The organism is Streptomyces sp. NPDC004752, assembly GCF_053601275.1.
Genome location: NZ_JBSGBN010000054.1, coordinates 33,537 through 60,020, shown reverse-complemented (window position 1 = coordinate 60,020; position 26,484 = coordinate 33,537). Strand labels below are relative to the sequence as shown.

The following is a 26,484-nucleotide window of genomic DNA, read 5'->3' as shown; positions in this document are numbered from 1 at the left end:
AACCGCACGGCGGACGCTGACGGAGGACGTCGTCTCGCCGGCCGGGGGTTCGTGCTGACGGGGCATGAACACTGCTCCTTGTCGATGAGTGGGGGGCTGGCCGTGCGCTCTCGTCAGTGGCCCTCGCCCGTGTCGCCGACGGGTCCGGCACACCGGTCGGGCCAGTCGCCCGCGCCGGGGGCCATACGGCCGGTCAGGGCATGGTCCAGCCGCGCGAGCGCGGTTTCATCGGCGTCCTCCAGGACAGGGGACACCAACCTGGAGTCCACCGGTATCGCGTGGCACAGGTCACCGGGCTGGGGTACGGCCGACTCAGCGGGGCGGATCAGCAGGTCGGCCGGGATCTGGTCCACCACGCATCGGGACGCTGCGGCGGCGGCACAGCGCCGGGTCCGACGGCCGTTCCAGCGGCTCATCCGACCTCCTCCGGCGGCGGCGTACGCACTTCACGCACCCGTACGCCTTCTCCCGACCCGCCGCCCCTCATCCCAGCCTCACCGGTCACAGCCAACTCCGCTGGCCAACAATGCCTCAGCTTTCCCAACTAACTTTGGACCACGCCTGGTTGCATCCAAACATCGAAACGGTGAACGTCGTGCGGTACGCGATCCCCTCACCCGCGGGGCTGGACGGATTGACGTACAGCCGGTCCCCGGGCGGCAGTTGGGGCAGCAAGTCGTACGTGGTTCCGGTCGATGGAAGCGTGGGTGAAACGGCGGACGGCCCGTCCTCTGACACGGAGCTGTACAAGGAACGCAACGCGGTGGAACGCGGCTTGTTCCGGACCGCCACAGCGCTACCGGCCGGTGTGCGCCCCAGATGGACGCGGCCCATCCCGCCCTCGCCCAGCACCGCCTCCAGCCGGTACGGACCGGCCTCGGCAGGATCGGCGGCTCCCAGCGGGCGGTGCGGCTGCGCGGATGGCTGACTCTGTCCGAACGACAGTCGCTTCAGTCGCTTCGGTCGCTGTGGGCGAGAGTGACGGTCGTCATGGAATCAAAGCGAAGGGAACGTGCTCCACTCCCCCGCCGCAGCCTCGGCGTCCCGTGCAGCGGGGGCGGGATCGGGTGGTTCGGTCGGGGACTCCCCCGAGCCTTCACTTTCTGACGCTGCCGCTGACCTCAGCGTCCCTCTTGCGTTGGTGTTCGTTGAGGATGTGCAGCATCTTGTCGAACTCCGTGTCCCCCATCCTCTTGATGAGATGCATGGCAATGAAGGTGCCGTCGTCGTAAGGGAGTTTGGGCGGGTTGCCCGCAGGGCGCTGTGCGGAGGCGTGCTGGGCGTCACCGCGCGGCTCGGGCACCGTGTCTGTACGGGAGGCCGCTTCCTGCTGCGGGCTCGGCGCCTCGTCAGCCGACGCTGCCGGGGACTCGCCCTTGGTGATTACGGCGTAATCACTCGGCTGGTCACCCGGTTCAGGCTCAGCGGGAGCTGCCGGCGCAGTCGGCGGCTCAGCCGGCGCGGTGAAGCCTTGGGCCTTGGGAGCCGGAGGCACAGGCACAGGCGCAGTCGGCGCGGTGAAGGCCGGGGCCTTGGAGGCCGCCTTCTCCGCTTCCTTGCGGGCTCGTTCGACCTTGAGTTCCTCCAGCGCCACAGCCTGCTCCTCGTGCGGCCGGTTTCCGACCGCACGCAGCAGCTCAATGGGTTCCTCATGGATACGTGCCTGAAGCTCAGGGGTGAGACTGAGCAGGGCCAGCCTCTGCGATACCCACCCCTGGGAGCGATGCAGCCGCTTGGCCAGCGCGCGCTGACTGCCATGGATGGCCAGCAGACGTTGCAGGGCACGAGCCTCGTCCAGCTCTTCGAGGTCCTGGCGGTGGATATTGGCGACGAGGGCAGATTCGAGGAGTTCCTCGGAGGTGGCGCCCTGCTCATCGCTGACCATCACCTTGACCGCGGCAAGACCGGCCTCACGGGCGGCGGCGAGGCGGCTGCTGCCGTCGATGACGACATACACGGTGTCCGGCTCGATGTCGGCTTCCCGGTCGGGGTTGGCCTTGGCATAGGCATCGCGGTTCATGACCGTGATGGCCTGCTTCTGACCATGGGTCTTCAGGCTGCCCGCGAGATCGGTGAGGTCTCCGAGCGCGGAACGCGGGTTGTCCGGGTTGAGGCTGATGCGGTTCGGAGGCAGTTCCGTTGGCGGTGCGACACCCTCGGTGGGGACACCGGTGGCCGCGGCCACGGCCTGGCGGCGCGCGCTGACGGAGCGCACTCCCCCGCCGAATCGGCCGGAACCCAGCTGGTCGGCCTTGCTCACAGCACCTCCCTGGCCAGGGCGCGCATACCGATCGACTGTTGCGACTTGGGGGCGTATGACAGCAGAGGCTGTTTCACTCGGACGGCTTCCTTTTGTTCCTTGAGGTCGCCGATGAGCCCGACGACCCGGGGATCCTTTATGTCCACCCATCCCTGAAGGGACGAGGTCGCGATGTAGCCGCGGCGGGAGTCGTAGAGGTTGACGACAATGCCGAGATAGTCGATGTCGACCTGAAGGTCACCGCGCAGGTCGTCAATCTGCGTGGTGAGCAGGTCATAGGCGTCCGCGGAGCTGTCCTCGGCCTGGACGACGATCAGCGCGCCCGAATTGCCGGGCCGTTCGCTCTCGCGCCGACGACCGTAGTAGGCCGCTGCGTCCATGCTGAGGCCGAGGCTGGGCGGACAGTCGACGATGATTACGTCGTAATCACCTTCGAGGGGCGCAAGAGCCCGCTCAAGTCCGGCTTCGCGCGCCCGCACCGCCGAAAGGCGTACATCGAGAAGAAAGGCGTCATGGCAGGCCGGGAGAAGGTGGAGCCTGCCGCTGAACGCCTCCTCATCGACCGAGATGATGAGGTCACGAAGATCTCCCTTGGGGTCGCCCGCCATGTGATTGGTGAGGCTGTCGCCGTCCATGGGCAGGGGAGTGGCACCCAGTTGATTGGTGAGGTGGCACTGCGGGTCGAAGTCGACGAGGAGCACACGCTGGCCGGGGCCCGGCAGATTCTCGATGTCGAGCGGGTTCTCGTCCTGCGCCGATTCGTCATTCTGTGAGTCGCTCTGCCGCACTGCTTGGGCCAGGGCCTTGGCGACGCGTACAGGGTGGAGTGAGTTGGGATCCTCGGCGAGCGCTTCTCCGAGACCGGCGGTGATGGCCGTCTTGCCGACCCCACCCTTCTGATTGCATACGACGATACGGCGCGTGATCTCGGGGCGGGAGATGTCGGGCGCGGGGTTGCTGTCGAGCCACAACTGGACGGACTGGGCGAGTCCCTGGATGAGGGAGACCCGTCGATCGGTGGCGATCTGCCGGAAGTCCTCCCACTGCCCCGGGGGCAGAAAGGTGGAGAAGGAGTCGGCGCCGGAGGTGTCAACGGCCGTGGTGGCAGAGGCCAGGTTGCACCAGTCCCTGATGCCCTGTTCGACCGCGGCCTGGATCTCGACGCCATGCTGGGCGGCTCGGATCTTCAGATTCTGCCGGAGCCATCCGGGCAGCTTGCTGACGACCTTTTCTCGGTCGTTGGTTACTGGTGAGCTCATACTGGACACCATACTAACGTCGATGATCCTTAGAAGGATCGACACGTTAGTTATGGATAGAGCATGACCAACCAGTCGCTCCTCCACGGTATCGGGGGAGTGATTACGGCGTAATCACCCCGCCCGTTACCCCCACGTGCGTGTCACGCCAGCTGTCGCCGCGGCCGCGGCCACGAGGGATTGACGGGCCATCACATCTGCTCCGCCAGAAAGGCCACCGCGGCGGCGAGCGCGAGGCGGGCCTCATCCGTGGTCGTGACCGGCAGGGCGGTGCGCTGCTCCCGTTTGCTCAACGCGCGAACCACGGCACTCAGATAGCGGCTGAGGCTCATCATCTGAGTCGCAGTGGTGCAGTTGGGCAGCACCTCGGCCACCTCGTCCAGCCAGTACTCGACATCCTCATCCAGGACCAGTCCGTCACGGTGGTCCAGAAGCCGCTGCGCCACCGGAACCAGAACATGGTGGCGCCGCCTGACCGCGTCCTGGGCTCGTTGCTCGGCTTGCTTCTGACGGGCGATCCGGTTCTCGGCCGCGATGACGGCCTCGGGGGTGCGGCGTAGCGGCTCGGCGTCGCATGGCGCCTCATCGGCAAGGGCCGCCGCCCGCAGTCGCTTGGCCTTGTTGTACGCGGCACTTGGCGCCTTCACGGCGAGCAGGGGAGCCAGCTCCGCCCACTCGGCACCCGTGCCGCGCGCATCCGCCACGGCTCGGGCCTGGTGAACCTCGGCGCGCTCACCCAGATACTCCCAGAGGGCGGCCGCCTTCTGCCGCTCGGGCGGCAGTCTGCGCAGCGCCCCGGCATGCTTCTCGGCAAACAGCAGGGCGCTGTAGATCTCGTCGTCTGCCGGCATACGTTCAACGCTGGGGTCTTCCGCATCCTCATGGAGCTGGCGCAGCTCGCCGATGACGGCTGCCGCGTCCATCGCGCCGATCCGCAGAGACTGCTTGACCAGCGGCGTTGTAGGCAAGGTGGACTTACGGGTGCGACGGGCCATGCGGAACAGTGTGCCTGGAGAGGCGTGATTCACATTCTGTGAATCGCCGCAATGCACTCCCGGCAGGGCAGCGCACCCGGGAAACCACCTGCTCGCGGGCTGCCGACGCCGGGTGATTACGACGTAATCACCCGTCCGCTCCGGCTCGTGTGGTCGGCGCTGACGCCGCCCGCGATCAGGGCATGCACATCGATGGTGTGGCCGCCCTCACGAACCTTGAGACGGCCCCGGCGATCTAGTGATTTAGTTTGCTAGCATGCTTGCCGTGGGAGACGAGGTTGTGAAGCAGTTCAACGTGTACCTGCCGATCGGACTGATCAAGCAGGTCAAGCACCGTGCCATCGAGAAGGAGCTGTCGCTGTCGGCACTGGTTGCCGAAGCGCTGCGTGCCTACCTCGACGACACGCAGGAAGCACAAGAGCGATCGGATGAGGAAGAGGTCTGAGATGACGACCGAAGGTATCGAGGCCGTGTTCATGGAGACCCACAACTGGGGCAAGGCAGCGCGGTTCTTCCAGGCGCTGGGCTATGAGCTGGAATTCGAGACGGACCACAGCTCCGGCCAGCTCCGCAATGGCGACGGTCCCTCGCTGTTCATCGCCGAGGTGCCCGCAGATCGGCAGCCACAGATCCAGTTGGTACTGAAGGTGGCCGACGCGGACGCGTTTCGCCCTGACCCTGCCGTCGAGGTGGTCGCTCCGTTCGAGGACACGCACTTCGGGACCCGGTTGATGACGGTGCGCGACCCGGACGGCCGACTGTGGAGCCTTCAGGCCCCCAAGAACCAGCAGGGGGAGGAGGAAGCGCATGAGTGACGGGCCGACCTCACCGAAGCGCTCGGGGGCAGCGATGGTGAGTAATGCGTCGGTGCCGGGCCACGTCTCGGAGGCGTCCATGCCGCCACGGCGCGGGCTCGGCATGCTCGTAGTGATGATCGGCGTGCTCATCTCGGCGGTAGACAGCACGATCGTGGTCCTTGCACTGCCCGCCATCCAGGAGGACCTGAACATCTCGCTGGCCTCGGTCACTTGGGTGGTCGTGAGCTACCTCCTGGTCGTCACCGTGCTGGCCACTCAGCTGGGCCGGCTCGGCGACATGTTCGGCCGGGTGCGCATGTACGAGGCGGGATTCATCATCTTCGTGCTCGGTTCGGTGCTGTGCGCGCTGGCCTGGAACGCGCCGGCCATCATCGGATTCCGCGTTGTCCAGGGGCTCGGCGCCGCGCTGATCGCCGCCAACAGCGGCGCGATCATCTCCGAGCTCTATCCGCCCGAGGAACGCGGCCGCGCCTACGGCTTCAACGCCCTCGGCTTCTCGCTGGGCTCCGTGCTCGGAGTGCTGCTCGGCGGCGTCATCGTGACCTACGTCTCCTGGCGCTGGATCTTCTGGATCAACCTGCCGATCGGCCTGGCCGCGCTGGTCCTGGCCGCCCGAGTACTGCAAGACCGCAGCGAGCGGATTCGCCGACGATTCGACCCGCTGGGCATGATCACCCTGGGGCTGGGACTGTTCGGCGTGCTGTGGGCCATGACCGGCCTGGCCGCCGTGCCACTGAACGCAACTCACCTGGCTTATCTGGTGGGGGGCCTGGTGCTGCTGGTGGCGTTCGTGTTCATCGAGCTGCGGCACAAGGAACCGACCCTGGACCTGTCGCTGTTCCGCATTCCGAGGGTGTCGCCCTCACTGCTGGCCTCACTCTTGCAGGGCCTGGGAAGCTTCGCGGTGCTCTTCCTGGTGATCATGTATTTGCAGGGTCCACGAGGGCTGAGCCCGATCACCGCGTCCATGCTGATGGTCCCGGGCTATGTGCTCGGCGCGGCCGTGGGCCCGTACGCGGGGCGCGTAGCGGACCGGCTGGGGCCAGTGCTTCCGGCGACCGCCGGGCTGGGCATCTCGGTCATTGCGCTCGTCATCTTCGCCCAGATGACCACGACCAGTTCGCTCTGGCTGCCCGCGATCGGCAACGCGGTCATCATGATCGGTGGCGGCTTCTTCTATGCGGCCAACAGCTCGGTGGTGATGAAGGCGGCCCCACCTGAACGCCTGGGGATCGCTTCTGGCGTGCTCAGGACGTCTGCCAGCATCGGGATGGTGTTCTCCTTCACCACAGCGATCCTGATCGCGGCACACTCCATCCCTCGCAGCACGGCCTTCGCCATCTTCGTCGGCACCACCAGCCTGCACGGGCGGGACGCCGCCGCCTTCACCGACGGTTTGAGTGCGGCCTTCTACGCCATGACAGGCATCATGGCTCTCGCCGGGCTACTGTCCTCCATCCGCGGCCGTGCCGCCACACGCCCGGCAGGCAACACACGCCCGGCAGGCGCCACCCCGACCACGACAGCCCGGCGCTGACTCATCCGGTGGTGGGTGGCAAGGGTGACCGTATGCGGAATCCGCCGGGGCTGCGACCTCCTCCGCCCTGCGCGAGCGTGGCACAGAATCCGCCGTCCCGGCGTGCTCCTGTCCAGGCCCAGGAGGGCGCCCTCTTGCCCTAGCACAGCACAGCACAGCACAGTGTTCGCCAAGTTCCAGTTCTCCTCGGCCTGGAGGCCGCCGTGGCCATATGTGGGGCACGGTGGTGCTGGAGGAGCAGTGGCCGGTGCTGGGCAGGCACGAGCAGGCGGCCGGGTGGTTGCAGGTGTGGAGCGACCTAAGCCGGGCGCCCCGGACCATCGCCGCCTACGCCTGGGCCTGGGCCTGGCCGAGTACCTGGTGATGTGCGAGATACCTGTACTTGACCGACCTGGCCCGGATGGGCTGGGAACTTCACGCCATCGCCACCTTCGCCGGCCACCGCCACACCGACTCCACCCTCACCTACATCCGCCTCTCAAGCCGGGACCTGGCCGACAAGCCCAGCCGTGCATGGAGCAGATCCACCGCTGGCTCGCTGACCTGGCGGTTCTTCGGTCAGGAAGCGGTCGAAGAGACGATCGCACAGGTGGCGGCCACCCTCCAGGGCTGGGGCTACCACCCATCGAACGGTGCCTTGCCTTCGGCCAGTTCCGCACCGTGCTAGTCCAGATCATGCTCATCAATCGCAGCCCGCTCCTGGAGGACATGACCACCGACGCCTCGCAGCGAGCCCGTGAGAGCCCAGAGCTCCTCTCCGGGGCGCGGCGCGGCAATCGTCACGGTGTCCACCGGGCGACAGCCGCGCTCGGCAACGCCGACCCGCCACCCAAACCCGTCCACGCCGTGATGCCCGCCGCACCTACACGTTCTTCGAGCAGTGTCAGCACCCGATGGCATGCGCCCGCGACTTCTACACGCCGAAGGCGTCGTCAAGGGTCAGCTGCGCATCCCGGCGACTGCGACACTTCTATCGATCACCAACATCGTTACTGGCTACTCAAGAGGGGAGCCCGATGGAACATGCTGAAGCCATGGACACCTGTCCGACCTGCGGGGAAGGGTTGGTCGCTGTGACGAAGTCCTGTTCACCGTCGAGGACGACCCTGCACGTTTCGTCCAGGTGCATCTGACATGGCGCCAGGGCCCTGAGACTCCGCCATGGCCCGCGGCGGAAGAACTGTCGCTCCCGCTGGCAGACAGCCTCACCGAGCACCACTGATCGGATGACAGCAACGTGACCCACCCACGCATCACTTGACAGTACAGGCGGCTGCTGCCGATGTTCTTCAACCCGGGCAGCAGCCGGAAGTTGCGCAGCTCGGGGAAGACGACCCGACCACGCCAGCACCGTGACATATCAACGTAGTTCTACTCGATCTCGGGGTCCGCGCACTGACACAAGAGTCCCCGCCACTTCGGTCTCACCGCACTCGCCGGTTGCCACGCCGGCCCGGATGCCTATTGTTCGTACCGATGGCGAACGGCGTGAATGGGTAGACGGCGATCCTGGCGGACGGCGAGATCCGGGCAACCGGGGGAGGGGGGAACATGCTGGCTCGCTTCCCTGGGCAGAATGGTTTCTTCAATCAAGCCAAGCAGGAGACGCCTGCCAGCGGGCGGGGATACGCCAGCCGGGCGGGGGAGTTCGGACAGGCGGGTCGAATCGAGGCGGGGTCTTGTCCGGTGGTCGGTCGCTTGGGTCGCTTCAGTCGCTTGGGTCGCTGGCTTTCGGCGGCTCTGGAGGCACAGCGACTGAAGCTCAGCGACTCAGCGACTGTTCAGTCGCTGCCAAGCGGGAGGGCAAAAGCCCAGGTCAGAGCGGTGTCGTTACGGAGACAGCGACTGAAGCGACTCAAGGTCCCCATATATGAAGAAGTTAGTGTGTGCGCGTGTGCGTGATATATAGAAGCCTTCAGTCGCTTCAGTCGCTGTTTCGGTTGTTGTACCTCGTGTGACCTGCGGTTTTCTCTTAGCGACTGAAGAGCGACTGAAGAGCGTTGAGTCGCTGCCCCCTTCCTTCAGTCGCTGGATCCATCTGCGGGGGCATGTGCTCCGCGCCCTTGGCAGCCTCATTCGCTAGTCTGTGTCCGTCGTTGAGTCGCTTCGGTCGCTGATAGGTCGCTGATAGGGAGGGCAGATGCCAGCTGATCTGCGGTTTTCTCATAGCGACTCAACGCGCGCCGCCACCGGTCCTTCAGTCGCTGAGCTGTCACTGGCCACTGCCCGTTGGTGCGCCCGCCGAGGCTGGCCCGTTCATCCCCTGGCCAAGGGTCGCAAGACCCCGGCCGCGAACTGCCCTGACTGCCGCAGAAATCCCCACCCGCCGACAGGCTGCCCCTGCCTACAGGCAGGCCGCTGGTGCCACGGCTTCCACGCGGCCACCCTCGATCAGGACCGCATCCAGCAGTGGTGGGGAGCCAACCCGGAGTTCGGCATCGGCGTGGCCTGCGGCCTGGCGGGTCTGGTCGTCATCGACGTCGACGCCCACCCCGCCGAACCGCCCACGCGGGACCGGATCCTGCCCGGCATTCCCATCGCCGACCATGTCGACCTCACGGGCCTAGCCAACGGCTTCCACACCCTCGCCGTCCTGGCCGCGCTACGAGGCCGGCCCAGCCCTGCCGACGACGAGACCACGCTGCGCGTCCACACCCCCTCGGGCGGCATGCACATCTGGTACCGGGCGGACGGACCCCGTTGGCAGTCCTCCGTAGGTTCCAGCCCCGGCCGGGCCCTGGCCTGGCAGGTGGACATCCGCGCGCACGGCAGCTACATCATCGCTCCCGGCACCACCACACAGCACGGGACGTACACGCCTGTCGGCGAGGCCCGAGAACCGGCGGCGCTGCCGCTCTGGCTCGCCCAGGAGTTGGAGCGCACCGGCCATCTGCCCGCACCGAACATCCCCGCGCCCAGGCCGGTACCGCCCCGGGCCCGGCAGGCCGTTCTGGCGGCGGGCGGCGGACGTGAGCGAGGGCAGCACACGCTCGACGCGGTGCTCGCTCCGGTGCTGGCCTGCGGGCAGGTCACCGAGGGCGCCGGGTTCTCCGACGCCCTCAACCGCGCCGCCTACACGCTCGGCGGGCTCGTTGCGGCCGGCCGCCTGCCCCAGGACGAGGCTCTGCAGGCTCTCAAGGACGCGGCGATCGCGGCTCGCCCGGGTCAGGAACGGCGTATCGAGCAGATTGTGCACAGCGGTTTGACGGCGGGTCTGAAGCGGCCTCTGTACGGCAGTGGGAGTCGCCCATGACGTCACCCAGGCCGGAAACGCTCTTCGAGTTCGACCCCGAAGCCGTCGCTGCCCAGATCAGGGCCCAGGGAGCCACCGCTGTGCCGCGGCCCGCACAGGCCGACGCCGGCCGTGTCGCCGCTGAGGGCGTGACCGCGAACGGGCTGCTGCCGGATACGCTGTCCGACCGCGGCAACGCCAAGCTGTTTGTACGGCTGTACACCAATGACTACCGGCATGTTCCCGGTATCGGCTGGTACCGATGGGACACCACCCGCTGGCAGATCGACGAGGACGACACCGTGCTGTGGGCGGCCGGGGACCTTGCGGAGAGCATCTCCGGCCATGATCCGCGCGGTGTCTTCACGACCACAGCGCTGCAACAGCACCGCCGCCGGGCATTGTCGACCACCGGTATCAACGCCATGCTCGCCCAGGCCAAGTCTGCCCCCGGCATGGTGCTGAACGCGGTCCTGCTGGACGCCGATCCGTACGCCCTGTGCACGCCCGACGGCATCGTCGATCTGCGCACGGGACTGGTCAAGACCCCCGACCCGAACAAGGATTTCCACTCCCGGTCCACCACCGTCGGGCCGCGGCATGTATCCACCCCACGGTGGGAGAGGTTCCTGACCGACACCTTCGGCGACGACGCCGAAGGCCGGGAGATGATCGACTATCTGCAGTTGCTGCTCGGGTACTCCGTCACCGGTGACGTCGGCGGCCAGATCCTCCCCTTCCTCTTCGGGTCCGGTAAGAACGGCAAGTCGGTTCTGCTGGATGTCCTGATGAAGCTGCTGGGGGACTATGCGGATGCGGCCCCGCCCGGCTTTCTGATGGCGCGGCCTTATGAGGGTCATCCGACGGACCTGGCTGAGTTGCACGGTCGGCGGGTGATCGTGTGCTCGGAGGTTAAACCGGGTGACAAGTTTGACGAGGCCCGGGTCAAGCTGCTGACCGGTGGTGACCGGATCAAGGCCCGTCGGATGCGGCAGGACTTCTTCAGCTTTGAACCCACGCATAAACTGTGGCTGTTGGGCAACCACCGGCCGGAGGTCGGTACGGGCGGCTTCGCGTTCTGGCGCCGCATGCGGCTGATCCCCTTCGAACGAGTCGTCCCCGACCACCGGAAGATCGACAACCTGGCCGACATCCTCGTCACGGAGGAGGGGCCCGGCATCCTCGGCTGGCTCATCGACGGTTCTCGCCGTTACCTCGCCAGCGACCGCGACCTCACCGGTCCCGAACGCGTCCGTATCGCCACCAATGCCTACGCCGAGACCGAGGACCACACCGGCCGGTTCTACGAGGAGTGCTGCGTGCTGGTTTCCGATCTCCGAGCAGAGCAGACGGCCCTCTACGCGGCCTACAAGACGTGGTGTCAGAATGAGGGCGCACCGATCATGTCCTCAAGGGCGTTCGCCGCCCGCACTCGAGAACTCGTGGGACTGGCTTCGCCCAAGGAGATGATCCTGTCCAACCAGCGCAAGCATTACCCGGGTATCGGACTGCTCACCGACCAGGAAAGGGACGCCGAGGCATGAGCTCCCTGATCGCCGAGGACGAGATCAGCCACGAGACGGAGCTGGTGTGGCTGGAGGCCATCGACAGCCTCGACTACGTTCGCCAGAGCCTGGACCGGCTGCCCACCCGCAAGGGCAAGCCGCCCTACCACCGCGACGGCCGCATGGTCGGCTACGCCCTTCTCGGCCCGACCGCGAAGCCGTCGCGCCAGTCGGGAACCTTCCGCCGTCGAGTCTTCTGGCTTCTGCCGCACGACCGCGACAGCCAACCGGACGGGCTCTACGCGAAGAGTGCCCCCGCCGAGGCGGTCGACCCCCACACCCTGGCACCGCGGACCAAGGGCTACAAGACGGAGCGCTCCGAAGGCGGCCCGCCCTCCAGCGCCATGCAGCAGCTCGGTATAACGCTCCCGTTGTGACCGCCGTACGCCCTTGGGGGTCGGCTCCCCGGCCAGGCCCGCCCGCGGACAGGGCAGAGCACGATGCCCGTGACCTGGTCGCGGTTCAGGCGACCGAAGCCGGGGCGCCGTGCGTCGAGTGCACCTGGAACAGCCGTGGCTGCACGTTGGTGGCGATCTTCGCCGCCTGGTCCATGTGGACGCGGGCGTCGGGGTTGGCGAGCATCGTGCGGTAGTGCTCCTCGGACTCCCACTGGGCGTAGTTGATGACACGCTCGCCGTCCTGGGAGGCGTGGAAGTTGGCGCAGATGAAGCCGGGCTGGTGCTTCATCGTCTGCTCGGTGGCGTGGGCGAGCAGCGTGAGCAGCTCGGTCTGGCGGTCGGGCGAGACGGTGAAGACATTGATCAGAGTTGCCACCGGGCGGCTGCTGTCGATGCGTGCGGTAACGGTCATGAACCTCTTTTTCCCCTTACCCAGGGTGCGGGGGACAGGTAAGGGCCGTATTCCCCCCGATCGGACGCGACCTGTACGCGGGCTCAGGAACCGGCGATCGGACGCGGCATGAGGGTGGGTGTCCCCGCACTGCCGCCGGAGTCGGCACCGAATCCGGCGCGCGCCCGGGTGGCCTGCCCGCGCAGGCGCTGGTTCTTGCGCCCGCATCGCCGAACTCCGGGCCGGGGCGGTCGCCGGGGAAGGTCCGGTACCACCGCGTTGTGGACGGGTGCGCCCGGGGCGTGCGACGCCGCCCTCACCACCCTGCGCACCGCACCCCCAACGACCCCTGGACCGAAGAACAGCCTGACCCGAAGACCGCGAGGTTTCCCTCATCGACGCCCTCGGCGTGGTCGACCAGTGCCCCCGGGCCTGTGGCCGTAGCCGTCGGCCCGGCGTGCTGATCAGGCTTCGATGACACAACTCGCGTCCGTCAAGGTTCGAGGGCCCGCGGTCAAACCTCGGTGACAACCGGACAGCGATGTGACCTCTCGCAGCCAAGGTTGAGTATTCTCACCGAACACTGAGCCCGGGCGACGCCGCAGGTCAGAAGCCTGGTCAGCCCTCGACGGGCGTCTCATAAACGACCAGTGCCGTCTCGGAGTTGAGGCCGAGCTGGCACGCGGCGGGACGCCCTCCTCTCCTGCTGCTCGGCGCAACGCTCTGACCTGCGCGCTTAACCATCGGTGAGAAGGAACGCCGGTCACCAGCCTTCGCTGAGAACCGCTCAGCCTTCGTTGCGAGGGGTCACGACGACCGTAAACACGTCGTCGGCGGCGACCCGGCTTCAGCTGCTACCGTACGCGATCCGTACGGTATGAGTACGTGAAACGTACGTTCCGTGGGATGATCGCGGGGTAGGAGGTGGGCCATGTCCGAGCTGTTCGACCGGGTCGACGCGCTGGTCGCGTCCCGGTCCCCGCTGCCGCCCCCGGCGGAGCGCAGACGGCTGCGTCAGGCGCACGGTCTGACGCTGGACGAAGTGGCGGCCGCGCTGAAGGTGCGCCGGGCCACGGTGTCCGGCTGGGAGTCCGTCAAGAAGCCGACCGAGCCGCGCGGCCCGGAGCGGGAGGCGTACGCCCGCCTGCTGGACAAGCTCGCGGAGCTGTACCCCCCTGACGCCAGCACCGCGGTGGCCGCTGAGGACACGGCGGTGCCCGAGACGTTCACGGCCGCGCACGCCCCTGTCGCCCCAGAACTAGAGCCGGAACCAGAGCCGATTCCGGCACCGGCACCGGAATCGGAATCGGCTCCGGTGCCGAAATCGGCACCGCGGACCGTATCCGTGGTCCCGGCATCCGATGCCGCGCCCCTGGCGGCCGGACAGGACCCTCCGCTCCGTCCCGCCGTCCCGGCCACCGCATCGCGGCCGGCGCGCGGCACCAGGCCGCCGTCGACCTCATGGCGGCCGGCGGCGCAGAGGGCCACCCCGGGTCCCGCCGCCGCGGTCGCGAACCCGCGCTTTGAGAACGGCCCGCTCGCCGTGGTCGACGTCGGCGCCGACGGCCAGGTGCTGGCGTACGGTGTCGGCGGTCTGGTCCTGGACGTGCCCGCGAAGTCCCTGTCGGCCCTGGTCGAGTGGACACTGAAGGAGGCGAAGCTCGGGCAGCCGAGGCTGTCCGGGCCGGGCAAGGACGCCGATCCGCTGCTGGTGCTCACCGAGGTCGCGCTGGAGCGCTACGGACTGCCCGTCACCCTCACGGATGAGGAGCGGCTCGCCGGGCGGATCCCGGAGGGTCACAAGGTCATCAAGCAACTGGCCCGCGCCGACTGGAAGTTGACCAAGCGCGGGCTGGGCCCGTGGGCGTGGATCTACCGCCCGGCCCGCGGTTCGGAGCGGATCTGCGTCCAGCTGTGCATCCTGTCCTGGGACGCGCTCGATGCCCGGCACTGGGGCGCTGCCGCCCAGCTTCCGCCGCCGGAACTCGCCCGGCTGCTGGGCGTGTACGCGTCCCGAGTGATGACACCGCGTGGCACCACGGCCGTCACCGGCCTGGAGCTGATGACCGCGCTGCACCCGCCGACCCGTGCCTGCGAGCCCGACGCCGAAGGCCGCCGACACTCCGAGCACAACCCCGGCAGCCTCGGCACGGACCCGGTCGACTGCGCGCCGTGCGAGGCGCCGGACGGACACCCGCTCCTGGCGGACCTGCCGCGCTTCCATGTCCGCGGACCGGCGGAGAAGCTGTTCGAGGAGGCGTACGACTGGGCACGGCCGATGACCGACGCCGAGTGCACCAAGCGGCACTTGGTCGGCATCGACGTCAACATGGCCTTCGCCGCCGGCGCCAACGGCCTCGTCGTCGGCCTCGGTGCGCCCACGCACGTCAAGGCGCCGGTGTTCGACCCGAAACTGCCCGGATCGTGGCTGGTCGACCTGTCCCACGTCGACCTGTCCCGGGTAAAGATCGCCAAGGACACGTGGGCGGACCTGGACGGCGAGATGCTGCCCAGCCCGTTCACACCGAAGGGGGATTGCCCGCAGGGCCCGGCCTGGTACGCGACGCCCACGGTCGCCTACGCCCAGGAGCTGGGCTACGAGGTCGCACCGGTCGAGGCGTACGTACGCTACGACAACGGCCGCTACCTGGATGCCTGGTACAACCGCTTGCGTGACGCCTACCTCGCCACGATGGCCGGCCTCGGCGTCACTGCCGACCTGCCGCCGGCCGGCTTCCTGGCGGCGATGGACGGCTACAAGGAGCGCGATCCGGAACTGGCGATCGTCGTCTCGGCGATCAAGGCGACGGTCAAGGGCGGCCTGGGCAAGCTGCGCGAACGGCCCCGCGGCGAGGGCTGGCGGCCCGGCCGGCCGTGGCGGGCCCTTGCCCGGCCCACCTGGCGGCCGGACATCCGCGCCGCGGTCATCTCCCGCACCCGGATCAACCTGCACCGCAAACTGGTCAAGCACGCGGCGTTCACAGGCCAGTACCCGGTCGCGATCCTCTCCGACTGCGTCGTGTACGCGGCCGATGGGACGTCGCCGCTGGACTTCCTTCCCTACCGGGACGGCAAGCCGCTGCCCGGCGGCTTCAAACTCGGGGTCAACCCGGGCCTGGTCAAGCACGAGGGCACGCAGTCCGTGCTGTGGGGCGAGGAGGTCCGCGAGCGGTTCAACGCGCCGGAGCTCAACCTCGCCCGCTACATCAAGGACGGCACCGTCACCGACGTCGACAGTGGGGAGTAGGCGGGCATGACCATGTTCGGGGACGGCCTGGACGCCGCGGTACAGAAGGCGTTCACCCGCCCGGCGCCCAAGAGCGCGGGCGCGCAGATGCGGTACCTGGTCAAGCAGCTCAAGGGCACCAAGGCGGTCGCCCAGCTCCTGCGCATCTCCCAGCGCACCGTCGAACGGTATGTGAAGGACCAGATCAAGAAACCCCGCCCGGACCTGGCCGCGCGCCTGGAGCGCGAGGTGAAGAAGCGGTGGCAGCCGCGGATTCGCGCCAAGGCCCGCGAGGAGGCCGCGACGACCGGCGGGATCGTGATCGACACCCGCGCCCGCATCGGCTACACCGCCCCGGTCGGTACCACCGACGACGCCCGCCTCCGGCACCTGACCGTCGCGCTGCCGCCCCGCTATGCCGCTCGTCTCTTCGACGCCCAGCAGAGCGGCGCCCACGAACGGCAGTTGCAGGAGATCGCCGCCGAAGGACTCAAGGAGATCTACTTCCAGGACAGCGGCCGCCGCGCCGGCAGCCTGGAGGAGGTCCGCTTCACCGACATCGAGTTCCTGGCGTTCGACCTGTAGGCGTCCCGCACCGGAAGGTCGTTCTCCGTTGCCACCTGCTCTGTTGCCACCAACTCTGTTGTCACGGCGCATGTTTCGCGTGGCGGGTGGACCTCACCTCTTGACGGCCTCTGCGATCTGTAGGGCGGCCTGGGCGGGTGTGAGGTGTGTGGTGTCGACGACCTCGGCCTCGGCGTGCAGCCAGGTGCGGGCCGCCTCGGCGTAGGGCTCAAGGTATTGGAGACGGAACGGGGAGTTGGGGCCAACAACAGTGTCGCCCGCGATACGCCCGCGGAGGGTGTCCTGGTCGGCGTGGAGAACGAAGTGCCGTACCGGGACGGCATGTTGGGCGAGGCCCGTGCTGATCTCGCGCCAGTACTGCTCGACCAGGACAGTCATGGGCATCACCAGAGTGCCGCCGGTGTAGTCGAGTACGCGGCGGGCGGTCTCGACCACGAGCGGCCGCCACGGCGGCCAGTGCTGGAAGTTGTCCGTTCCGGGCAGCCCCGGCGTGATGTCCATGAGTGTCTCGCCGACCTTCTCGGCGTCGAACACCCGTGAATCCGGGATGAGTGGCTGCACGAGTGCACTGGTCGTCGTCTTGCCTGCGCCGTGGGTGCCGTTGAGCCATACGATCATGGGGCCCGATGCTAGCGCTGCGTGGGCCGTGGGAACGGGCGAGCAAGCCAAGAGCGTCGAGGCGATGCCGAGAGGATTGACGCGGTTCCATCTGATGGCGAATTGCTTAATTTTACAATTCGTTAGATGTTGTGCTGGCTGCACGCCGCCGTGCTCTCCCCGCAGGTCACGGTGATCTACGCAACCGGCCCGGGCCGTGTGGCCGTTGCTGTTTACGACCGCCATCCCTACCGACCGGCGCTGACCGGCACCGGAACTGGAACCGGAACTGGGGGACTGGCCACGGTCATGGAACTCATCCTCGGCCTGGACGGCACGGCGGAGGTGCGGGTGGACGCCGACAGAAGAGGCAAGAGCATCTGGGTCACACTGCCCCTGTGAGCCGCCCGGACGCGGTGGCTCAGCCGACGCGGATTCGGCGCTGCCGCTGTGGCAGGCGAGGATGGGCCTCATGCTGTCGATGAGTGGGTGGATGCGATGGACCGATGTCCGGCCGGTGCGGCCGTGCCGCCGGGGCGGGAAGGGGACGGGTCGGTGAGTACGCCGCTGTACCAGCTGAAAGCCGAGTTCTTCAAGACGCTCGGTCACCCGGCGCGGATCCGCGTCCTGGAGCTTTTGAGCGAGCGTGAGCACGCGGTCGCCGAGATGCTGCCCGAGGTGGGTATCGAGCCCGCGCATCTGTCCCAGCAACTCGCCGTGTTGCGCCGGGCGAACCTGGTCAAGACCCGCAAGGAGGGCTCAAACGTGTACTACTCGCTGACCAGCCCGCATGTCGCGGAGTTGCTGCGAGTGGCTCGGACCATTCTGTCCGGCGTACTGGCCGAGCAGGCCGAACTCCTCGCCGGTCTGCGGGCCGCACAAGGAGAGACGAAGCAGTCGTAGCAGCGCGTCCCCGCCTTGGCGGCCGGCTTCCGTGAGCCGGAGCAGAGTGCTCCGTTCACGGTGTGACCCCGGCCTGCGGAGCACCGCCCGGGGGAGCGGGGAGCCCAGATGGTTCCTCACAGCCGTTCGACGTGCGGGGCATCCGGGAGGGTGCCTCGCGTGTCCAGCACGTACCCGCTCTCCGCGGTGATGCGCGCGAGGTCGAACCCGTCGTGCGCGGTGAGCAGCACCACAGCGTCGTAGGCCCGGTACGGCAGCGGGGCGCACAGGGGCTGAGCCTCTGCCGTGCCGCTGGGGTCCACGACGTCGACGAGCGCGCCCTCGCGCTCCAGTTGGGCGACCACCTCGGCGGCGGGCGACCGGTGGGAGCCGACGGCACAGGTCCTGCGGGCGAGTCCGAGCGCCAGCACGCGGGCACCCGTGAGGGTCTTGCCATGCCGCGTGTTGAGGCCGTCCTGGAGGCGGCCGACGACGTAGGCAGGCTGCGCCTCGTTGACGTCCCTGGCCAGTTCGACCAGCCGGAGCGCCTCCTCTTGTCGCGCTCTGCTGTGCTGGCTCAGGTACACCGGGTCGACCGGCAGACAGTGGCGGTCGGCTCCGGGGCCCGGTGTGAGCGTCGTGAGGTCGAACGGCTGCGAGCCGGACAGGGCGAGGGTGCGCCGGGCATCCATGTCCAACGTGTGCGCCAGGCGGCCCAGTTCGTTGACAAGGGCGGCGTTGACATACCGGAAGGCGTTCTCGAACACCTTGGCCAGCTCCGCCTCTTCGAGGCTGTCCGCCGGCACCACGTTCTGTGTGAGGTCGGCGTAGAACGCCGCCACCTGGTCGCGGCACTTCCCGGTGAGCCCGGAGACGATCTTCGGAGTGTTGGTGAACGTCCACCGTTCGTCGCCCTGTTCGCTGCGTGCCGGGCTGAACCCGAGATGGAAACCGATCCCGGCCCGCAGCCATGAAAGCGCCTCCAGAATCGGGCGCACGATCGTGCGGGTGGTACCGGGATGCGCGGCGGTGGACTCAAGGATGACCGTGGCGCCCTTGCTCACATGCCGCCCGAGGGTCTCGGTCGCCTCCCGTACGGCCCCGAGATCCGCTACGCGCTCCTTCGTCGCTGTGGGCACGGCGATGACGGCGATGTCGAAGCCGGCCAGCGACTCCTCCTCGCAGGTCACCCGGTACCGGCCGGACTTCACGGCCGCCTCCAGCGCCTTGCCGGGGACGTCGTCGACCGGGGAGACGCCGCCGCGCACCTGTTCAAGGCGTCGCGCGTCGGGCTCGAAACCGATCACGTGATGGCCGGCCTCGACGGCGGCCAGGGCCAGGGGCAGACCGGCATGGCCCTGTCCCACGACAGCAATGTTCATTGGTCTCCCTTTCCAGCTCTCCAGCTCTCCGGTTCTTCGGTTCCCCGGGATACGTGTCGGTGGTCGCTCATACAGGAAGAGGCTGCGGCGGCGAAGATATGACGATAGATCGCTCATGTGGTGTAGCGATCGTGCGCAGGGGCATACGGCAGGGGTGGTGAGTGACGCAGTTCACGTTTGATCTCCGGTGATGCCGCGTAATACGAGAGGTCTTCGCGGGTCTTAAGGGCACGTCGGCATCCGTCGGCATCGGCCCCAACGTGAAGAAGGACCTATGGACATCACCGTCGAGCAGCCCGCCCGCGCCCGACTGATCACCTCGGAGAGCCAGGAGCTGCCCGTGTCGGCCACGCTGCGGTACACCGCGCAAGCCCCCTTCGCCGTCGACATCGGCTTTCCGCCCGATGCCTCGCTCAGCGGTACCGACGTCACCTGGACCTTCTCGCGTGAACTGCTGCAGGAAGGGCTGGAAGCACCGGCGGGCCACGGCGACGTGCACATCTGGCCGTGTGGCCGCGCCCATACGGTCCTTGAGTTCCATGCGCCGGAGGGCCTGGCGCTGATCCAGTTCGACACGGATGTCCTGCGCCGCTTCCTGAAGCGCACGTTCGCCGCAGTGGCCCTCGGGCAGGAGAACATCGACCGGGCCGTCGACCGAGACCTGGCTGCTCTCGTAGGGGGAGTGTGAGCCGGGGACGGCCGGGGGAGAGGGGCAGCGCCGCGGTCAGCCGTACGACAGGTCGGAACACGGGGCGTCATCGGCGGAGCGGATGCTGCCGACCACCGAGGCGGGACCGGAGGCCGGGGCGTGCACCGCAAAGGACCGGCCCAGGATCACGTTGATACCCAGTGCGCCGATCGACTGGAGCCGGGCCCCGGGGAACAGCCCGGCGACCGTCCGGGCCTGGGACTTGAGGCCCGTGCCGTACTGGATCACGGTGGTGGTGTGGTCCTGGCCGCGGGCGTTCGCGGTGCCGGTGACGGTGAAACCGCGCTCGGTGAGCCTCGCGGCGGCGGCCGCGGCCAGGCCGGAGGTTGCGGTGCCGTTGTAGACGGCGACGCTGATGCCCTCCGCGGAGACGGCGTCGGCGGTGCTCGGCGAGGCGGGACTCGACCCCGTCGCCGTGTTCCTCCCGCCGTCGGAACCCAAGCCGTCGATGGGACGGTCGGCCCTGAGCGCGGCCCACAGCCGGTCGGCCTCCGGCTGGACGATCGCGACGCGTGCCCCCTGGTAACGCCAGGGAACCGTGACGAACTTGGTGTCGTGCAGGCCGATGTCCTTCAGCGACATGGCGAACGAGATCAGCTTGTGCGCGGTGCCGAGGCCCGGATCGACGGTCATCGACCTGGTGACGGCGTCGGCCAGCGGCAGCAGCCTGGCCGGGGTGAGCCCGTCGCTCTTGACCTTCTTGACGAGACCGGCGACGAACGCCTGTTGACGCTTGATCCGTCCCATGTCGGAGCCGTCGCCGACGCCGTGCCGGATGCGGACGTAGTCCAGGGCCCGTTGCCCGGAGACGGTCTGTTCGCCCTTCCTGAACAGCAGCTCGCCCCGGGTGCCGCGATGGGGGTCGAGGTCCTTTGCGTAGACGTCGTCCGGCAGGCACACCCGCACCCCGCCGACCACGTCCGTCACCGCCGCGAAGCCCTTGAAATCGACCACCACAGTGTGGTCGACGCGCAGTCCGGTCAGCTTCTCCACAGTGTTCTGGGTGCAGGCCGGGTTGCCCTTCTCCGTCTGCCCGACCGAGAAAGCGGCGTTGAACATGGCGTTCGTCCGGGTCTTCGTCCAGGCACCGCCGGGCAGTCTGCACGGGGGAATGGTGACCAGTGTGTCCCGGGGGATCGACACCGCGACCGCGTGCCTGCGGTCGGCGTGGATGTGCAGCAGCAGCACGGTGTCGGAACGGCCCGTGTCGTCCCTGTGGCCACCGCCCAGCGCACTGTTGCCGTCATTGCGCGCGTCGGAGCCGATGACCAGCACGTTCTCGCCCATGGAAGAGCTGGCGTCGGGACGGTCCTCGGACAGGCCGTTTCCGTCGAAGGTACGGATGCCGCCGTTCAGCCACAGTTGGATCCAGCCCACGCCGACCGTGCCTAGCACCATCAAGGTCAGCGCGATGAACAGCGCTGACCGCAGCCGGCCGCGCGTGCGCCGCCGTGCCGCTCGCCTGCCGTGGCGGCGTGGTTCGGCCCGGCGCCGGTGGGGGGAGGGCGCAGCCCGGTCAGTGGTGGTCATCCGACCGTCCTCATTCGTCCGGCATTCGTCCGGTATTTGTGCGGTATTGCATCCGGCATTCCGTCCGGTATTGCGTCCGGTTTTCGTCCGATTGGTAGGGAGGGACGGCAGACGCCGCCCCGGGGCCCTGGTCGGACGGCGGTGGCACGCACGGCGCAGGTGCCGGGGCCGGGCGTGCCACACCCCACACGGCCGGGGCGAGGGCCGATGCCCCCGCCCCGGCGGTACTTCCTGCCCCACCGCGCACAGGTGCCCGTGCGAAGCCCTGCACGGGAACTCGTGCTCGGGCAACGACGTCGGGAAGGCGCGGTCGGGCATGCGTGTGACGCGTGCCGCGAGAGGCGGCAGGACGTCTGGACGCGCTGCTGCGCGGTCGTTCTAGAACAGGAACAGGTCCTCCGGGTTCGTACCGGGGTCGGCCGCATCGCCGACCAGACCGCCGGCCACACCATCGATCGCAGGGCCGGCCACCCCATCGGCCACCCCATCGACCGCACCGCCGACCGCGGGGTCGGCCGCGTCGGTGCCCTGCGGCTGGGCCGAGTGCCTGCACCCGTTGTCACTGCCGGACGAAAGGGGCTCAAGTCCGAGGATGCCGATGGTGTTCCCGCACACCGTGACCGGAATGTTCAGCGGCAGCTGGAGCAGGCTGCCGGACAGGGCCGACGTGCCGGTGCCCGAGTCTTCGGGGGCGGCGGGCGCCGCGGCAGCCCCCAGCGCACTGCTCAGGACCAGCGAGGCGGAGGATGCCCCAAGGACGGCAGCCGTCATCATCTTGCGCACGGATTGTCTCCAGATCTGGTTGGACGCTTCCTGGCAGGCTGCGTGTCCGTACTCGCCCAGGAAGGCATGCGGAGCACCCTGGGCCGTGGCACGGCCTTCGGCAGCCTGTAGTGAAAGAGGCCCCGGGAGAAGGGTTATGACGCGGGGCGGCAATGCAGGTTGACGTCTTTCCGGTCCACTGCCGTGCCGGCCGGAATGCCGGGGCTCACCACCCGTTCGGTGTACGTGCGTTTCCTGTGAAGGCCATCGGCGTTGTGTCGGGAGAACCGTGGGGTCCCCTGCCATGGCGCGGCAGGGGACCCCACAACGTGAAAGTTCCTCAACTTCCCCATGGGCACCGACAATTGGTTCCCGCGGGGAGATCAGAGCCGTTGCTTTTCATACGGTCGGGTAAATTCAGCGACGGCTCGACCGTGTGTCGCACGCCTCCGGAGAAAGGGTATTCTGGGCGCCTCTTGGGGAGTGTGGCGGAACTGGAAGACGCGCCGGATTCAAGTCCCGGTGTCCTGTGGCGTGAGGGTTCGAATCCCTCCACTCCCACCTTGGCGGATTCCCGCCGGCCTGTATGTGCATACGCCCGCGAAGCCGGGGCTGCGTAGTTGCGTTGCTGGTGGCCGTGGGGCGCTCTTGGCGCCGGCCTTCCGTTGGGTGATCTGAGAACGGCCTTCATATCGGCCCTTTTTGCCCTCGTGGTGATACATCACATGCTGTGCATGAGGGTGCGATCGTCGGCAACGGCCGGAAGATTGAGTTCCGTTCAGTATGGCGGCGCGAGGCGGCCGTTGCATATGTCTTCGGCGGAAGCATCTGAATCCCGATCACGGCCACATACTCCCGCCGGTTCGGGGAACGCTCACGACGACCGTACGGCCAGGCCAAAAGATTCAATGGTCAAGATCAAGTGCTGCGGGGATATGCGGCAGCACACTTGTCTGATTTTGACGGAAAGAGATCGGCGTTGTGTTGGTGAGTAAATCACTCGGGAGGGTGTATTACCCGATACGGTGAACTTGGCGTGGAACCCCCTGGGTCCGGACCGTGGCCGCCCATCTGCGCGGTAGGTTGATGGCTGCTCAATTTTCCACGCCGACTTGAGGGGGACGCCTTGGGGAGCCCATCGCACCGGGGTCCTGACCGACGCCCAGGTCTCACATCCGGGGAAATCGCCCGGATGTCAGGTACGGTCACGCGGCCCACGGTCGCTTCGGTGGCGACAACCGCCGGGGTGCCAGGGCATGGAGTCCGCAGAGGGATCTCCGAGGAGAACGGCCGACGCATGGCGGCCGCGATGTCCGTCGGCCTGCTGACCGAACGTTCCGCGCGATACATCGCCGAGGACCCGCAAGCGGTCATCAGAGCGGCACAGGAGCTTCAGGCCCTGGTGTGGGAGATCATGCGCGCCAGATTCGAGGAAGAGAGCACTGACACAACGGCAATTGCCTAGGTAGGAAGACACCGGCCCGCCGCACCTCAGCCAAAGAAGCATCGGGCCGGTGTCAACAGATAGTTCACCCACCGGTCCCATGTTCGGTCATGGAACCCAAAGGTGACGAACCACTGCTAGGAGAAAGAGAATACCCATGTCTGCGGCAATTCGGGGGAGCGGACAGCCAAGTCTCCTCAACATCACTTTCACGGCAACTCCGCACCAGGGCGAAGGAACTGGGCCCGCCATGACGGCCGTTCCCGGCTGTCATGGCTGGTGGTACGCCATTCCGACGGAGCGTCAGGAGGGCGGCGTCTGGAACCGATCCGAAGGGCGGACGGCACAAGTCCTCACCTGGTGCCCGGAAGTACTCGCCAGGCTCGTGGCATTGGACGCCGACGGCACGTGCCACAGGCAACACTTTGTGGTCCGGGTAAACCGACAACTGGCCCTGCTCTGCGACCGGGACCTCCCGGACGGAAAAGGCTGGGAGCAGTTCACGGCCGTCGACATCTGGGAGAGCCTCGCCCTCAAGGACCTGCTGGCCGACATCGTCCAGGATCAGGCCCGGCAACTTCCCCGGATCGTCTTCCGGGAGGAGGACCGATGACGGTCGAGACCTTCGCCGGCGGCCTGTCCGTGGCACCGTACGACGGCTACGCGCGGGACAGGGAGGCGGAGGACCTCGCGCACCGCGGCCGGGATCACCTCTCCCCGGTCCGAGAAGGAGCGGGGGACCCCGGCGACGGCCCTCCGGGCCGTCCGGTCATCGGATCCGCCGGCTGGTACTACGAGGCCCATGAGGACTACGGCACGGTCTGGAAGGCCAACCGCGGCAAGGAAGGAGGCTGGGATGTCGTCCTGGACTGGGCGCCCTACGTCTCCGAACGCCTGGTGCTGATCGGCGAGGACGGCAAGTCCGCCGGTCGCTACTACACGATCACCATCGGAGCGGACACCCTCACCAAGAGCCTCTCGGACCTGCGCACCGCCGACGGCTGGAACGACTTCAGCGACGACAGCGGCGCCGCTTCGCGCGCCATCCGTGAAGTCCTCATCAACATCATCACCGACCAGGGCAAACGCCTGCCCCGTACCCCCGTGGTGGCCCACACCGGATGGCACCGTCTGCCGACCGTCGGCCTGACCTATGTGTACGCGGACGGCCGCAGCCACCCCTGCGGCGGCTCCGTCCGCGTCATCGGCGCCCCTGAACCCCTGCGACAGGCTGCCGCCCCCCTTGAGCGCACCGCCACCGACGAAGAGTGCCGCCAGGCGGTCGACGACATCGCGGGCCACGGCTGGGCCTCCCTGATGGCGCTGGCGGTCGGGGCCCGTTCCCTCGCCTACTCGCTGCGCCCGGTCTCGGCGGCGTTCGTTCTCGACGCCGCACCCAACTCGGGCAAGACATCGGCCGCCAACACCGCTCGCAGTCTTCTGCTCACCTCCCGGCCCCACGCCTGGCCCCCCGTACCGACCAAGGGCATGAGCAGCACCGCCACGGACATCGAGTGCGCACTCGATTTCGAAGGGGACATGCCGACCCTGCTCGACGACATCCCGCTCACCCGGGCATCGTCCGCTGCACAGATGCGCGAGATGGAGAAGAAGCTCGAACTCGTGATCCGTGCCGCAGGGAACGCGACAGAGATCAAGGGGCGGCGCAACCGCGATCTGACGGCCCGGCCGGCCAACCGGATCCGTTCCATTCCCGTCATCGCCGCCCAGATGCTGCCCCCCACCATGCAGGAATCGCTGTACCGGCGCTCGGTGGTCATCTATCTCTCGCGAGACGGCGGCGAAGTCGACTGGCGCTGGTACAAATCCGGCGGCGGACAGAGCCTCACCGTTCCCCTTCGCACCCTCGGCGACAGGATCATCGCCCATCTCCACGCCCTCCCGGACGCCGACGGCCATCTCGCGGAGCTGGAGAAACAGGCCCTCGAACAGCTCAGCCCCCATGTGGACGCGGTGCTGCCGGAGCCGGGCGACACGATGGACGGCGTCATCACCGCCGCGGCCGCCATGCTGTCGGGCCTCGGCCTGGTCGCGGCGGTCACCGACACCAACATGTCCGACCTGGTCGATGTCGTGGCCGCTCCGCTCGCCGCCTCACTGGCCCGGCAGGCCGCCTGCATGGACGCGCAGAGCACCGCCCAGGACGGAGTGGCCACGGCCGTCGGCGAAGTCCTGCGCCGGGCCTTCTCGCGGGGTCGGCTGCACATCCGGGACGACAAGGGCGTCGTAGGCCCCGCGGTTTCCGGACAGGTGGAACAGGACCAGGGCCTGGTCCAGAAGCGGGACGGCAGCGGCTGGGAAGGCAAGGGGCCCGCCGCCTACTGGCTCCCCCAGCGCGGCCCCGCCCTGGGCATCACCACCAAGAACCTCAACATGCTGCTCAAGGCCAGCGGGGACTCCCGGGTGAACTGCTACGTCGACCGTTCCCTGCCCGACGCCCTGCTCCAGGCCGACGCGATCCTGCGCAACAACAGCCAGAAGGACCGGATTGCCTCCCACCGCGTGCGAGTTGGCGCGGAAAACCTGCGACTTCTGCTTCTGAAACCGGACTTGATCTGGGACTTCTAGTGCCCCGGCAGGTGACGTTTGCCCGTCAAGGAGCGGCGTCCGGTGCGTTCTCTCGGCGTGCCGGGTGTAGGCCCTCGTAACTGGACGTACTTGGGCCTGCGCCCGGTGCGGCGAGTGGGGGTGCCCCCTGCTCGAAGAGCTCGGGGGAGCGTGCCGGGCGTCGCGACGGGGCGAACGTTGCCTGTTGGGGCACTAGCCAGGAACCAGCCAGGAAGGAGATCGTGACCTCCCGCTGCGGCCGCCGACCCGGCAGCAGGAGGTCATGGAACAGGAGAGGACGAACCATCTTCGTCCCCGTCCGCCAGGTACCAGGGCCGGCCGGC

General features: G+C 68.0%; 24 protein-coding genes, 1 tRNA gene and 1 pseudogene. 17 read left to right on the top strand and 9 right to left on the bottom strand.

The features are described from left to right. Nucleotides 1–113: 113 nt before the first annotated feature. From ACWEKM_RS22945 to ACWEKM_RS22930, 4 genes are all read right to left on the bottom strand, one after another. Nucleotides 114–416 carry a hypothetical protein gene (locus ACWEKM_RS22945; RefSeq protein WP_451623052.1) on the bottom strand — a complete coding sequence of 101 codons (303 nt, stop codon included), beginning with the start codon at nt 414–416 and terminating at the stop codon, nt 114–116. Nucleotides 417–1,096: 680 nt separating this feature from the next. Then, nucleotides 1,097–2,260 carry a ParB/RepB/Spo0J family partition protein gene (locus ACWEKM_RS22940; RefSeq protein ID WP_451623051.1) on the bottom strand — a complete coding sequence of 388 codons (1,164 nt, stop codon included), beginning with the start codon at nt 2,258–2,260 and terminating at the stop codon, nt 1,097–1,099. Next, nucleotides 2,257–3,519 (bottom strand): ParA family protein, encoded by a 1,263-nt coding sequence (locus ACWEKM_RS22935; RefSeq protein WP_451623050.1) that lies wholly within the window; start codon nt 3,517–3,519, stop codon nt 2,257–2,259. Before ACWEKM_RS22935 ends, ACWEKM_RS22940 begins: the two co-directional genes overlap by 4 nt. 191 nt (nt 3,520–3,710) lie before the next feature. Continuing rightward, a complete protein-coding gene (locus ACWEKM_RS22930; protein ID WP_451623049.1) occupies nt 3,711–4,514 on the bottom strand; it encodes a hypothetical protein in 804 nt (267 codons plus the stop codon). A gap of 265 nt (nt 4,515–4,779) precedes the next feature. On the opposite strand from ACWEKM_RS22930, the gene ACWEKM_RS22925 reads away from it, so the two are divergent. The 8 genes from ACWEKM_RS22925 (at nt 4,780) to ACWEKM_RS22890 (ending at nt 12,043) form a co-directional block, all read left to right on the top strand. Further along, nucleotides 4,780–4,959: a CopG family transcriptional regulator gene (locus tag ACWEKM_RS22925; protein ID WP_451623048.1), complete on the top strand. Its 180-nt coding sequence runs from the start codon at nt 4,780–4,782 to the stop codon at nt 4,957–4,959. Between the two features lies 1 nt (nt 4,960). Next, nucleotides 4,961–5,329 (top strand): VOC family protein, encoded by a 369-nt coding sequence (locus tag ACWEKM_RS22920; protein WP_451623047.1) that lies wholly within the window; start codon nt 4,961–4,963, stop codon nt 5,327–5,329. A gap of 115 nt (nt 5,330–5,444) precedes the next feature. Beyond that, entirely contained in the window at nt 5,445–6,869 is a 1,425-nt protein-coding gene (locus tag ACWEKM_RS22915; protein WP_451623046.1) for an MFS transporter, read from the top strand. A 211-nt stretch (nt 6,870–7,080) separates the two neighbouring features. Then, nucleotides 7,081–7,233 (top strand): hypothetical protein, encoded by a 153-nt coding sequence (locus tag ACWEKM_RS22910; RefSeq protein ID WP_451623045.1) that lies wholly within the window; start codon nt 7,081–7,083, stop codon nt 7,231–7,233. A gap of 18 nt (nt 7,234–7,251) precedes the next feature. Then, on the top strand, nt 7,252–7,536 hold the full coding sequence (locus ACWEKM_RS22905) for a hypothetical protein (protein WP_451623044.1): 285 nt from the start codon (nt 7,252–7,254) through the stop codon (nt 7,534–7,536). A gap of 1,473 nt (nt 7,537–9,009) precedes the next feature. Further along, nucleotides 9,010–10,122: a bifunctional DNA primase/polymerase gene (locus ACWEKM_RS22900; RefSeq protein WP_451623043.1), complete on the top strand. Its 1,113-nt coding sequence runs from the start codon at nt 9,010–9,012 to the stop codon at nt 10,120–10,122. Next, nucleotides 10,119–11,645: a DNA primase family protein gene (locus tag ACWEKM_RS22895; RefSeq protein WP_451623042.1), complete on the top strand. Its 1,527-nt coding sequence runs from the start codon at nt 10,119–10,121 to the stop codon at nt 11,643–11,645. The genes ACWEKM_RS22900 and ACWEKM_RS22895 overlap by 4 nt, the downstream gene beginning before the upstream one ends. After that, entirely contained in the window at nt 11,642–12,043 is a 402-nt protein-coding gene (locus tag ACWEKM_RS22890; RefSeq protein WP_451623041.1) for a DUF6009 family protein, read from the top strand. Before ACWEKM_RS22895 ends, ACWEKM_RS22890 begins: the two co-directional genes overlap by 4 nt. 85 nt (nt 12,044–12,128) lie before the next feature. Here the strand turns inward: ACWEKM_RS22890 and ACWEKM_RS22885 are convergent, their stop codons facing one another. Further along, nucleotides 12,129–12,476, bottom strand: coding sequence for an antibiotic biosynthesis monooxygenase family protein (locus tag ACWEKM_RS22885; RefSeq protein ID WP_451623040.1), 348 nt, complete (start codon nt 12,474–12,476; stop codon nt 12,129–12,131). Between the two features lie 910 nt (nt 12,477–13,386). Here ACWEKM_RS22885 and tap point away from each other — a divergent pair. Together tap and tpg are read left to right on the top strand one after the other, a co-directional pair. Further along, on the top strand, nt 13,387–15,702 hold the full coding sequence (gene tap / locus ACWEKM_RS22880) for a telomere-associated protein Tap (RefSeq protein ID WP_451623039.1): 2,316 nt from the start codon (nt 13,387–13,389) through the stop codon (nt 15,700–15,702). A gap of 6 nt (nt 15,703–15,708) precedes the next feature. Further along, nucleotides 15,709–16,266: a telomere-protecting terminal protein Tpg gene (gene tpg, locus ACWEKM_RS22875; RefSeq protein WP_451623038.1), complete on the top strand. Its 558-nt coding sequence runs from the start codon at nt 15,709–15,711 to the stop codon at nt 16,264–16,266. 93 nt (nt 16,267–16,359) lie between these two features. Here tpg and ACWEKM_RS22870 read toward each other — a convergent pair whose 3' ends face one another. After that, nucleotides 16,360–16,884, bottom strand: coding sequence for an ATP-binding protein (locus ACWEKM_RS22870; protein ID WP_451623037.1), 525 nt, complete (start codon nt 16,882–16,884; stop codon nt 16,360–16,362). 141 nt (nt 16,885–17,025) lie between these two features. Here ACWEKM_RS22870 and ACWEKM_RS22865 point away from each other — a divergent pair. Further along, nucleotides 17,026–17,265 (top strand): annotated as a pseudogene (locus ACWEKM_RS22865) (ATP-binding protein); the annotation flags it as partial. Nucleotides 17,266–17,418: 153 nt separating this feature from the next. After that, nucleotides 17,419–17,766: an ArsR/SmtB family transcription factor gene (locus ACWEKM_RS22860; RefSeq protein WP_451623036.1), complete on the top strand. Its 348-nt coding sequence runs from the start codon at nt 17,419–17,421 to the stop codon at nt 17,764–17,766. A gap of 116 nt (nt 17,767–17,882) precedes the next feature. Here the strand turns inward: ACWEKM_RS22860 and ACWEKM_RS22855 are convergent, their stop codons facing one another. After that, nucleotides 17,883–19,127 carry a nucleotide sugar dehydrogenase gene (locus tag ACWEKM_RS22855; RefSeq protein ID WP_451623035.1) on the bottom strand — a complete coding sequence of 415 codons (1,245 nt, stop codon included), beginning with the start codon at nt 19,125–19,127 and terminating at the stop codon, nt 17,883–17,885. 274 nt (nt 19,128–19,401) lie between these two features. On the opposite strand from ACWEKM_RS22855, the gene ACWEKM_RS22850 reads away from it, so the two are divergent. Next, the gene (locus ACWEKM_RS22850) at nt 19,402–19,815 is read left to right on the top strand and encodes an SsgA family sporulation/cell division regulator (protein ID WP_451623034.1); all 414 of its coding nucleotides are present in this window, start codon (nt 19,402–19,404) and stop codon (nt 19,813–19,815) included. 36 nt (nt 19,816–19,851) lie between these two features. Here the strand turns inward: ACWEKM_RS22850 and ACWEKM_RS22845 are convergent, their stop codons facing one another. Then, nucleotides 19,852–21,366, bottom strand: coding sequence for an LCP family protein (locus tag ACWEKM_RS22845; RefSeq protein ID WP_451623033.1), 1,515 nt, complete (start codon nt 21,364–21,366; stop codon nt 19,852–19,854). A 378-nt stretch (nt 21,367–21,744) separates the two neighbouring features. Next, complete coding sequence (locus ACWEKM_RS22840) at nt 21,745–22,140, bottom strand: chaplin family protein (RefSeq protein ID WP_451623054.1); 396 nt, start codon at nt 22,138–22,140, stop codon at nt 21,745–21,747. A gap of 467 nt (nt 22,141–22,607) precedes the next feature. Here ACWEKM_RS22840 and ACWEKM_RS22835 point away from each other — a divergent pair. The 4 genes from ACWEKM_RS22835 to ACWEKM_RS22820 all read left to right on the top strand — a co-directional run bounded on the left by ACWEKM_RS22835 (nt 22,608) and on the right by ACWEKM_RS22820 (nt 26,161). Then, nucleotides 22,608–22,689 (top strand) — tRNA-Leu (locus tag ACWEKM_RS22835). Between the two features lie 736 nt (nt 22,690–23,425). After that, nucleotides 23,426–23,593, top strand: coding sequence for a hypothetical protein (locus tag ACWEKM_RS22830; RefSeq protein WP_451623032.1), 168 nt, complete (start codon nt 23,426–23,428; stop codon nt 23,591–23,593). A gap of 229 nt (nt 23,594–23,822) precedes the next feature. Continuing rightward, entirely contained in the window at nt 23,823–24,185 is a 363-nt protein-coding gene (locus ACWEKM_RS22825) for a hypothetical protein (protein ID WP_451623031.1), read from the top strand. Next, the gene (locus tag ACWEKM_RS22820) at nt 24,182–26,161 is read left to right on the top strand and encodes a hypothetical protein (protein WP_451623030.1); all 1,980 of its coding nucleotides are present in this window, start codon (nt 24,182–24,184) and stop codon (nt 26,159–26,161) included. Before ACWEKM_RS22825 ends, ACWEKM_RS22820 begins: the two co-directional genes overlap by 4 nt. Nucleotides 26,162–26,484 lie beyond the last annotated feature (323 nt).

What these genes read in the sequence shown, in the direction of transcription:
- tpg (WP_451623038.1), top strand. Translation starts at nt 15,709, where the DNA reads ATGACCATGTTCGGGGACGGCCTGGACGCCGCGGTACAGAAGGCGTTC.
- ACWEKM_RS22845 (WP_451623033.1), bottom strand. Translation starts at nt 21,366, where the DNA reads ATGACCACCACTGACCGGGCTGCGCCCTCCCCCCACCGGCGCCGGGCC.
- tap (WP_451623039.1), top strand. Translation starts at nt 13,387, where the DNA reads ATGTCCGAGCTGTTCGACCGGGTCGACGCGCTGGTCGCGTCCCGGTCC.
- ACWEKM_RS22935 (WP_451623050.1), bottom strand. Translation starts at nt 3,519, where the DNA reads ATGAGCTCACCAGTAACCAACGACCGAGAAAAGGTCGTCAGCAAGCTG.
- ACWEKM_RS22885 (WP_451623040.1), bottom strand. Translation starts at nt 12,476, where the DNA reads ATGACCGTTACCGCACGCATCGACAGCAGCCGCCCGGTGGCAACTCTG.
- ACWEKM_RS22830 (WP_451623032.1), top strand. Translation starts at nt 23,426, where the DNA reads ATGGCGGCCGCGATGTCCGTCGGCCTGCTGACCGAACGTTCCGCGCGA.
- ACWEKM_RS22850 (WP_451623034.1), top strand. Translation starts at nt 19,402, where the DNA reads ATGGACATCACCGTCGAGCAGCCCGCCCGCGCCCGACTGATCACCTCG.
- ACWEKM_RS22910 (WP_451623045.1), top strand. Translation starts at nt 7,081, where the DNA reads ATGTGGGGCACGGTGGTGCTGGAGGAGCAGTGGCCGGTGCTGGGCAGG.
- ACWEKM_RS22820 (WP_451623030.1), top strand. Translation starts at nt 24,182, where the DNA reads ATGACGGTCGAGACCTTCGCCGGCGGCCTGTCCGTGGCACCGTACGAC.
- ACWEKM_RS22825 (WP_451623031.1), top strand. Translation starts at nt 23,823, where the DNA reads ATGACGGCCGTTCCCGGCTGTCATGGCTGGTGGTACGCCATTCCGACG.
- ACWEKM_RS22945 (WP_451623052.1), bottom strand. Translation starts at nt 416, where the DNA reads ATGAGCCGCTGGAACGGCCGTCGGACCCGGCGCTGTGCCGCCGCCGCA.
- ACWEKM_RS22915 (WP_451623046.1), top strand. Translation starts at nt 5,445, where the DNA reads ATGATCGGCGTGCTCATCTCGGCGGTAGACAGCACGATCGTGGTCCTT.
- ACWEKM_RS22890 (WP_451623041.1), top strand. Translation starts at nt 11,642, where the DNA reads ATGAGCTCCCTGATCGCCGAGGACGAGATCAGCCACGAGACGGAGCTG.
- ACWEKM_RS22895 (WP_451623042.1), top strand. Translation starts at nt 10,119, where the DNA reads ATGACGTCACCCAGGCCGGAAACGCTCTTCGAGTTCGACCCCGAAGCC.
- ACWEKM_RS22840 (WP_451623054.1), bottom strand. Translation starts at nt 22,140, where the DNA reads ATGATGACGGCTGCCGTCCTTGGGGCATCCTCCGCCTCGCTGGTCCTG.
- ACWEKM_RS22855 (WP_451623035.1), bottom strand. Translation starts at nt 19,127, where the DNA reads ATGAACATTGCTGTCGTGGGACAGGGCCATGCCGGTCTGCCCCTGGCC.
- ACWEKM_RS22870 (WP_451623037.1), bottom strand. Translation starts at nt 16,884, where the DNA reads ATGATCGTATGGCTCAACGGCACCCACGGCGCAGGCAAGACGACGACC.
- ACWEKM_RS22920 (WP_451623047.1), top strand. Translation starts at nt 4,961, where the DNA reads ATGACGACCGAAGGTATCGAGGCCGTGTTCATGGAGACCCACAACTGG.
- ACWEKM_RS22930 (WP_451623049.1), bottom strand. Translation starts at nt 4,514, where the DNA reads ATGGCCCGTCGCACCCGTAAGTCCACCTTGCCTACAACGCCGCTGGTC.
- ACWEKM_RS22900 (WP_451623043.1), top strand. Translation starts at nt 9,010, where the DNA reads ATGCCAGCTGATCTGCGGTTTTCTCATAGCGACTCAACGCGCGCCGCC.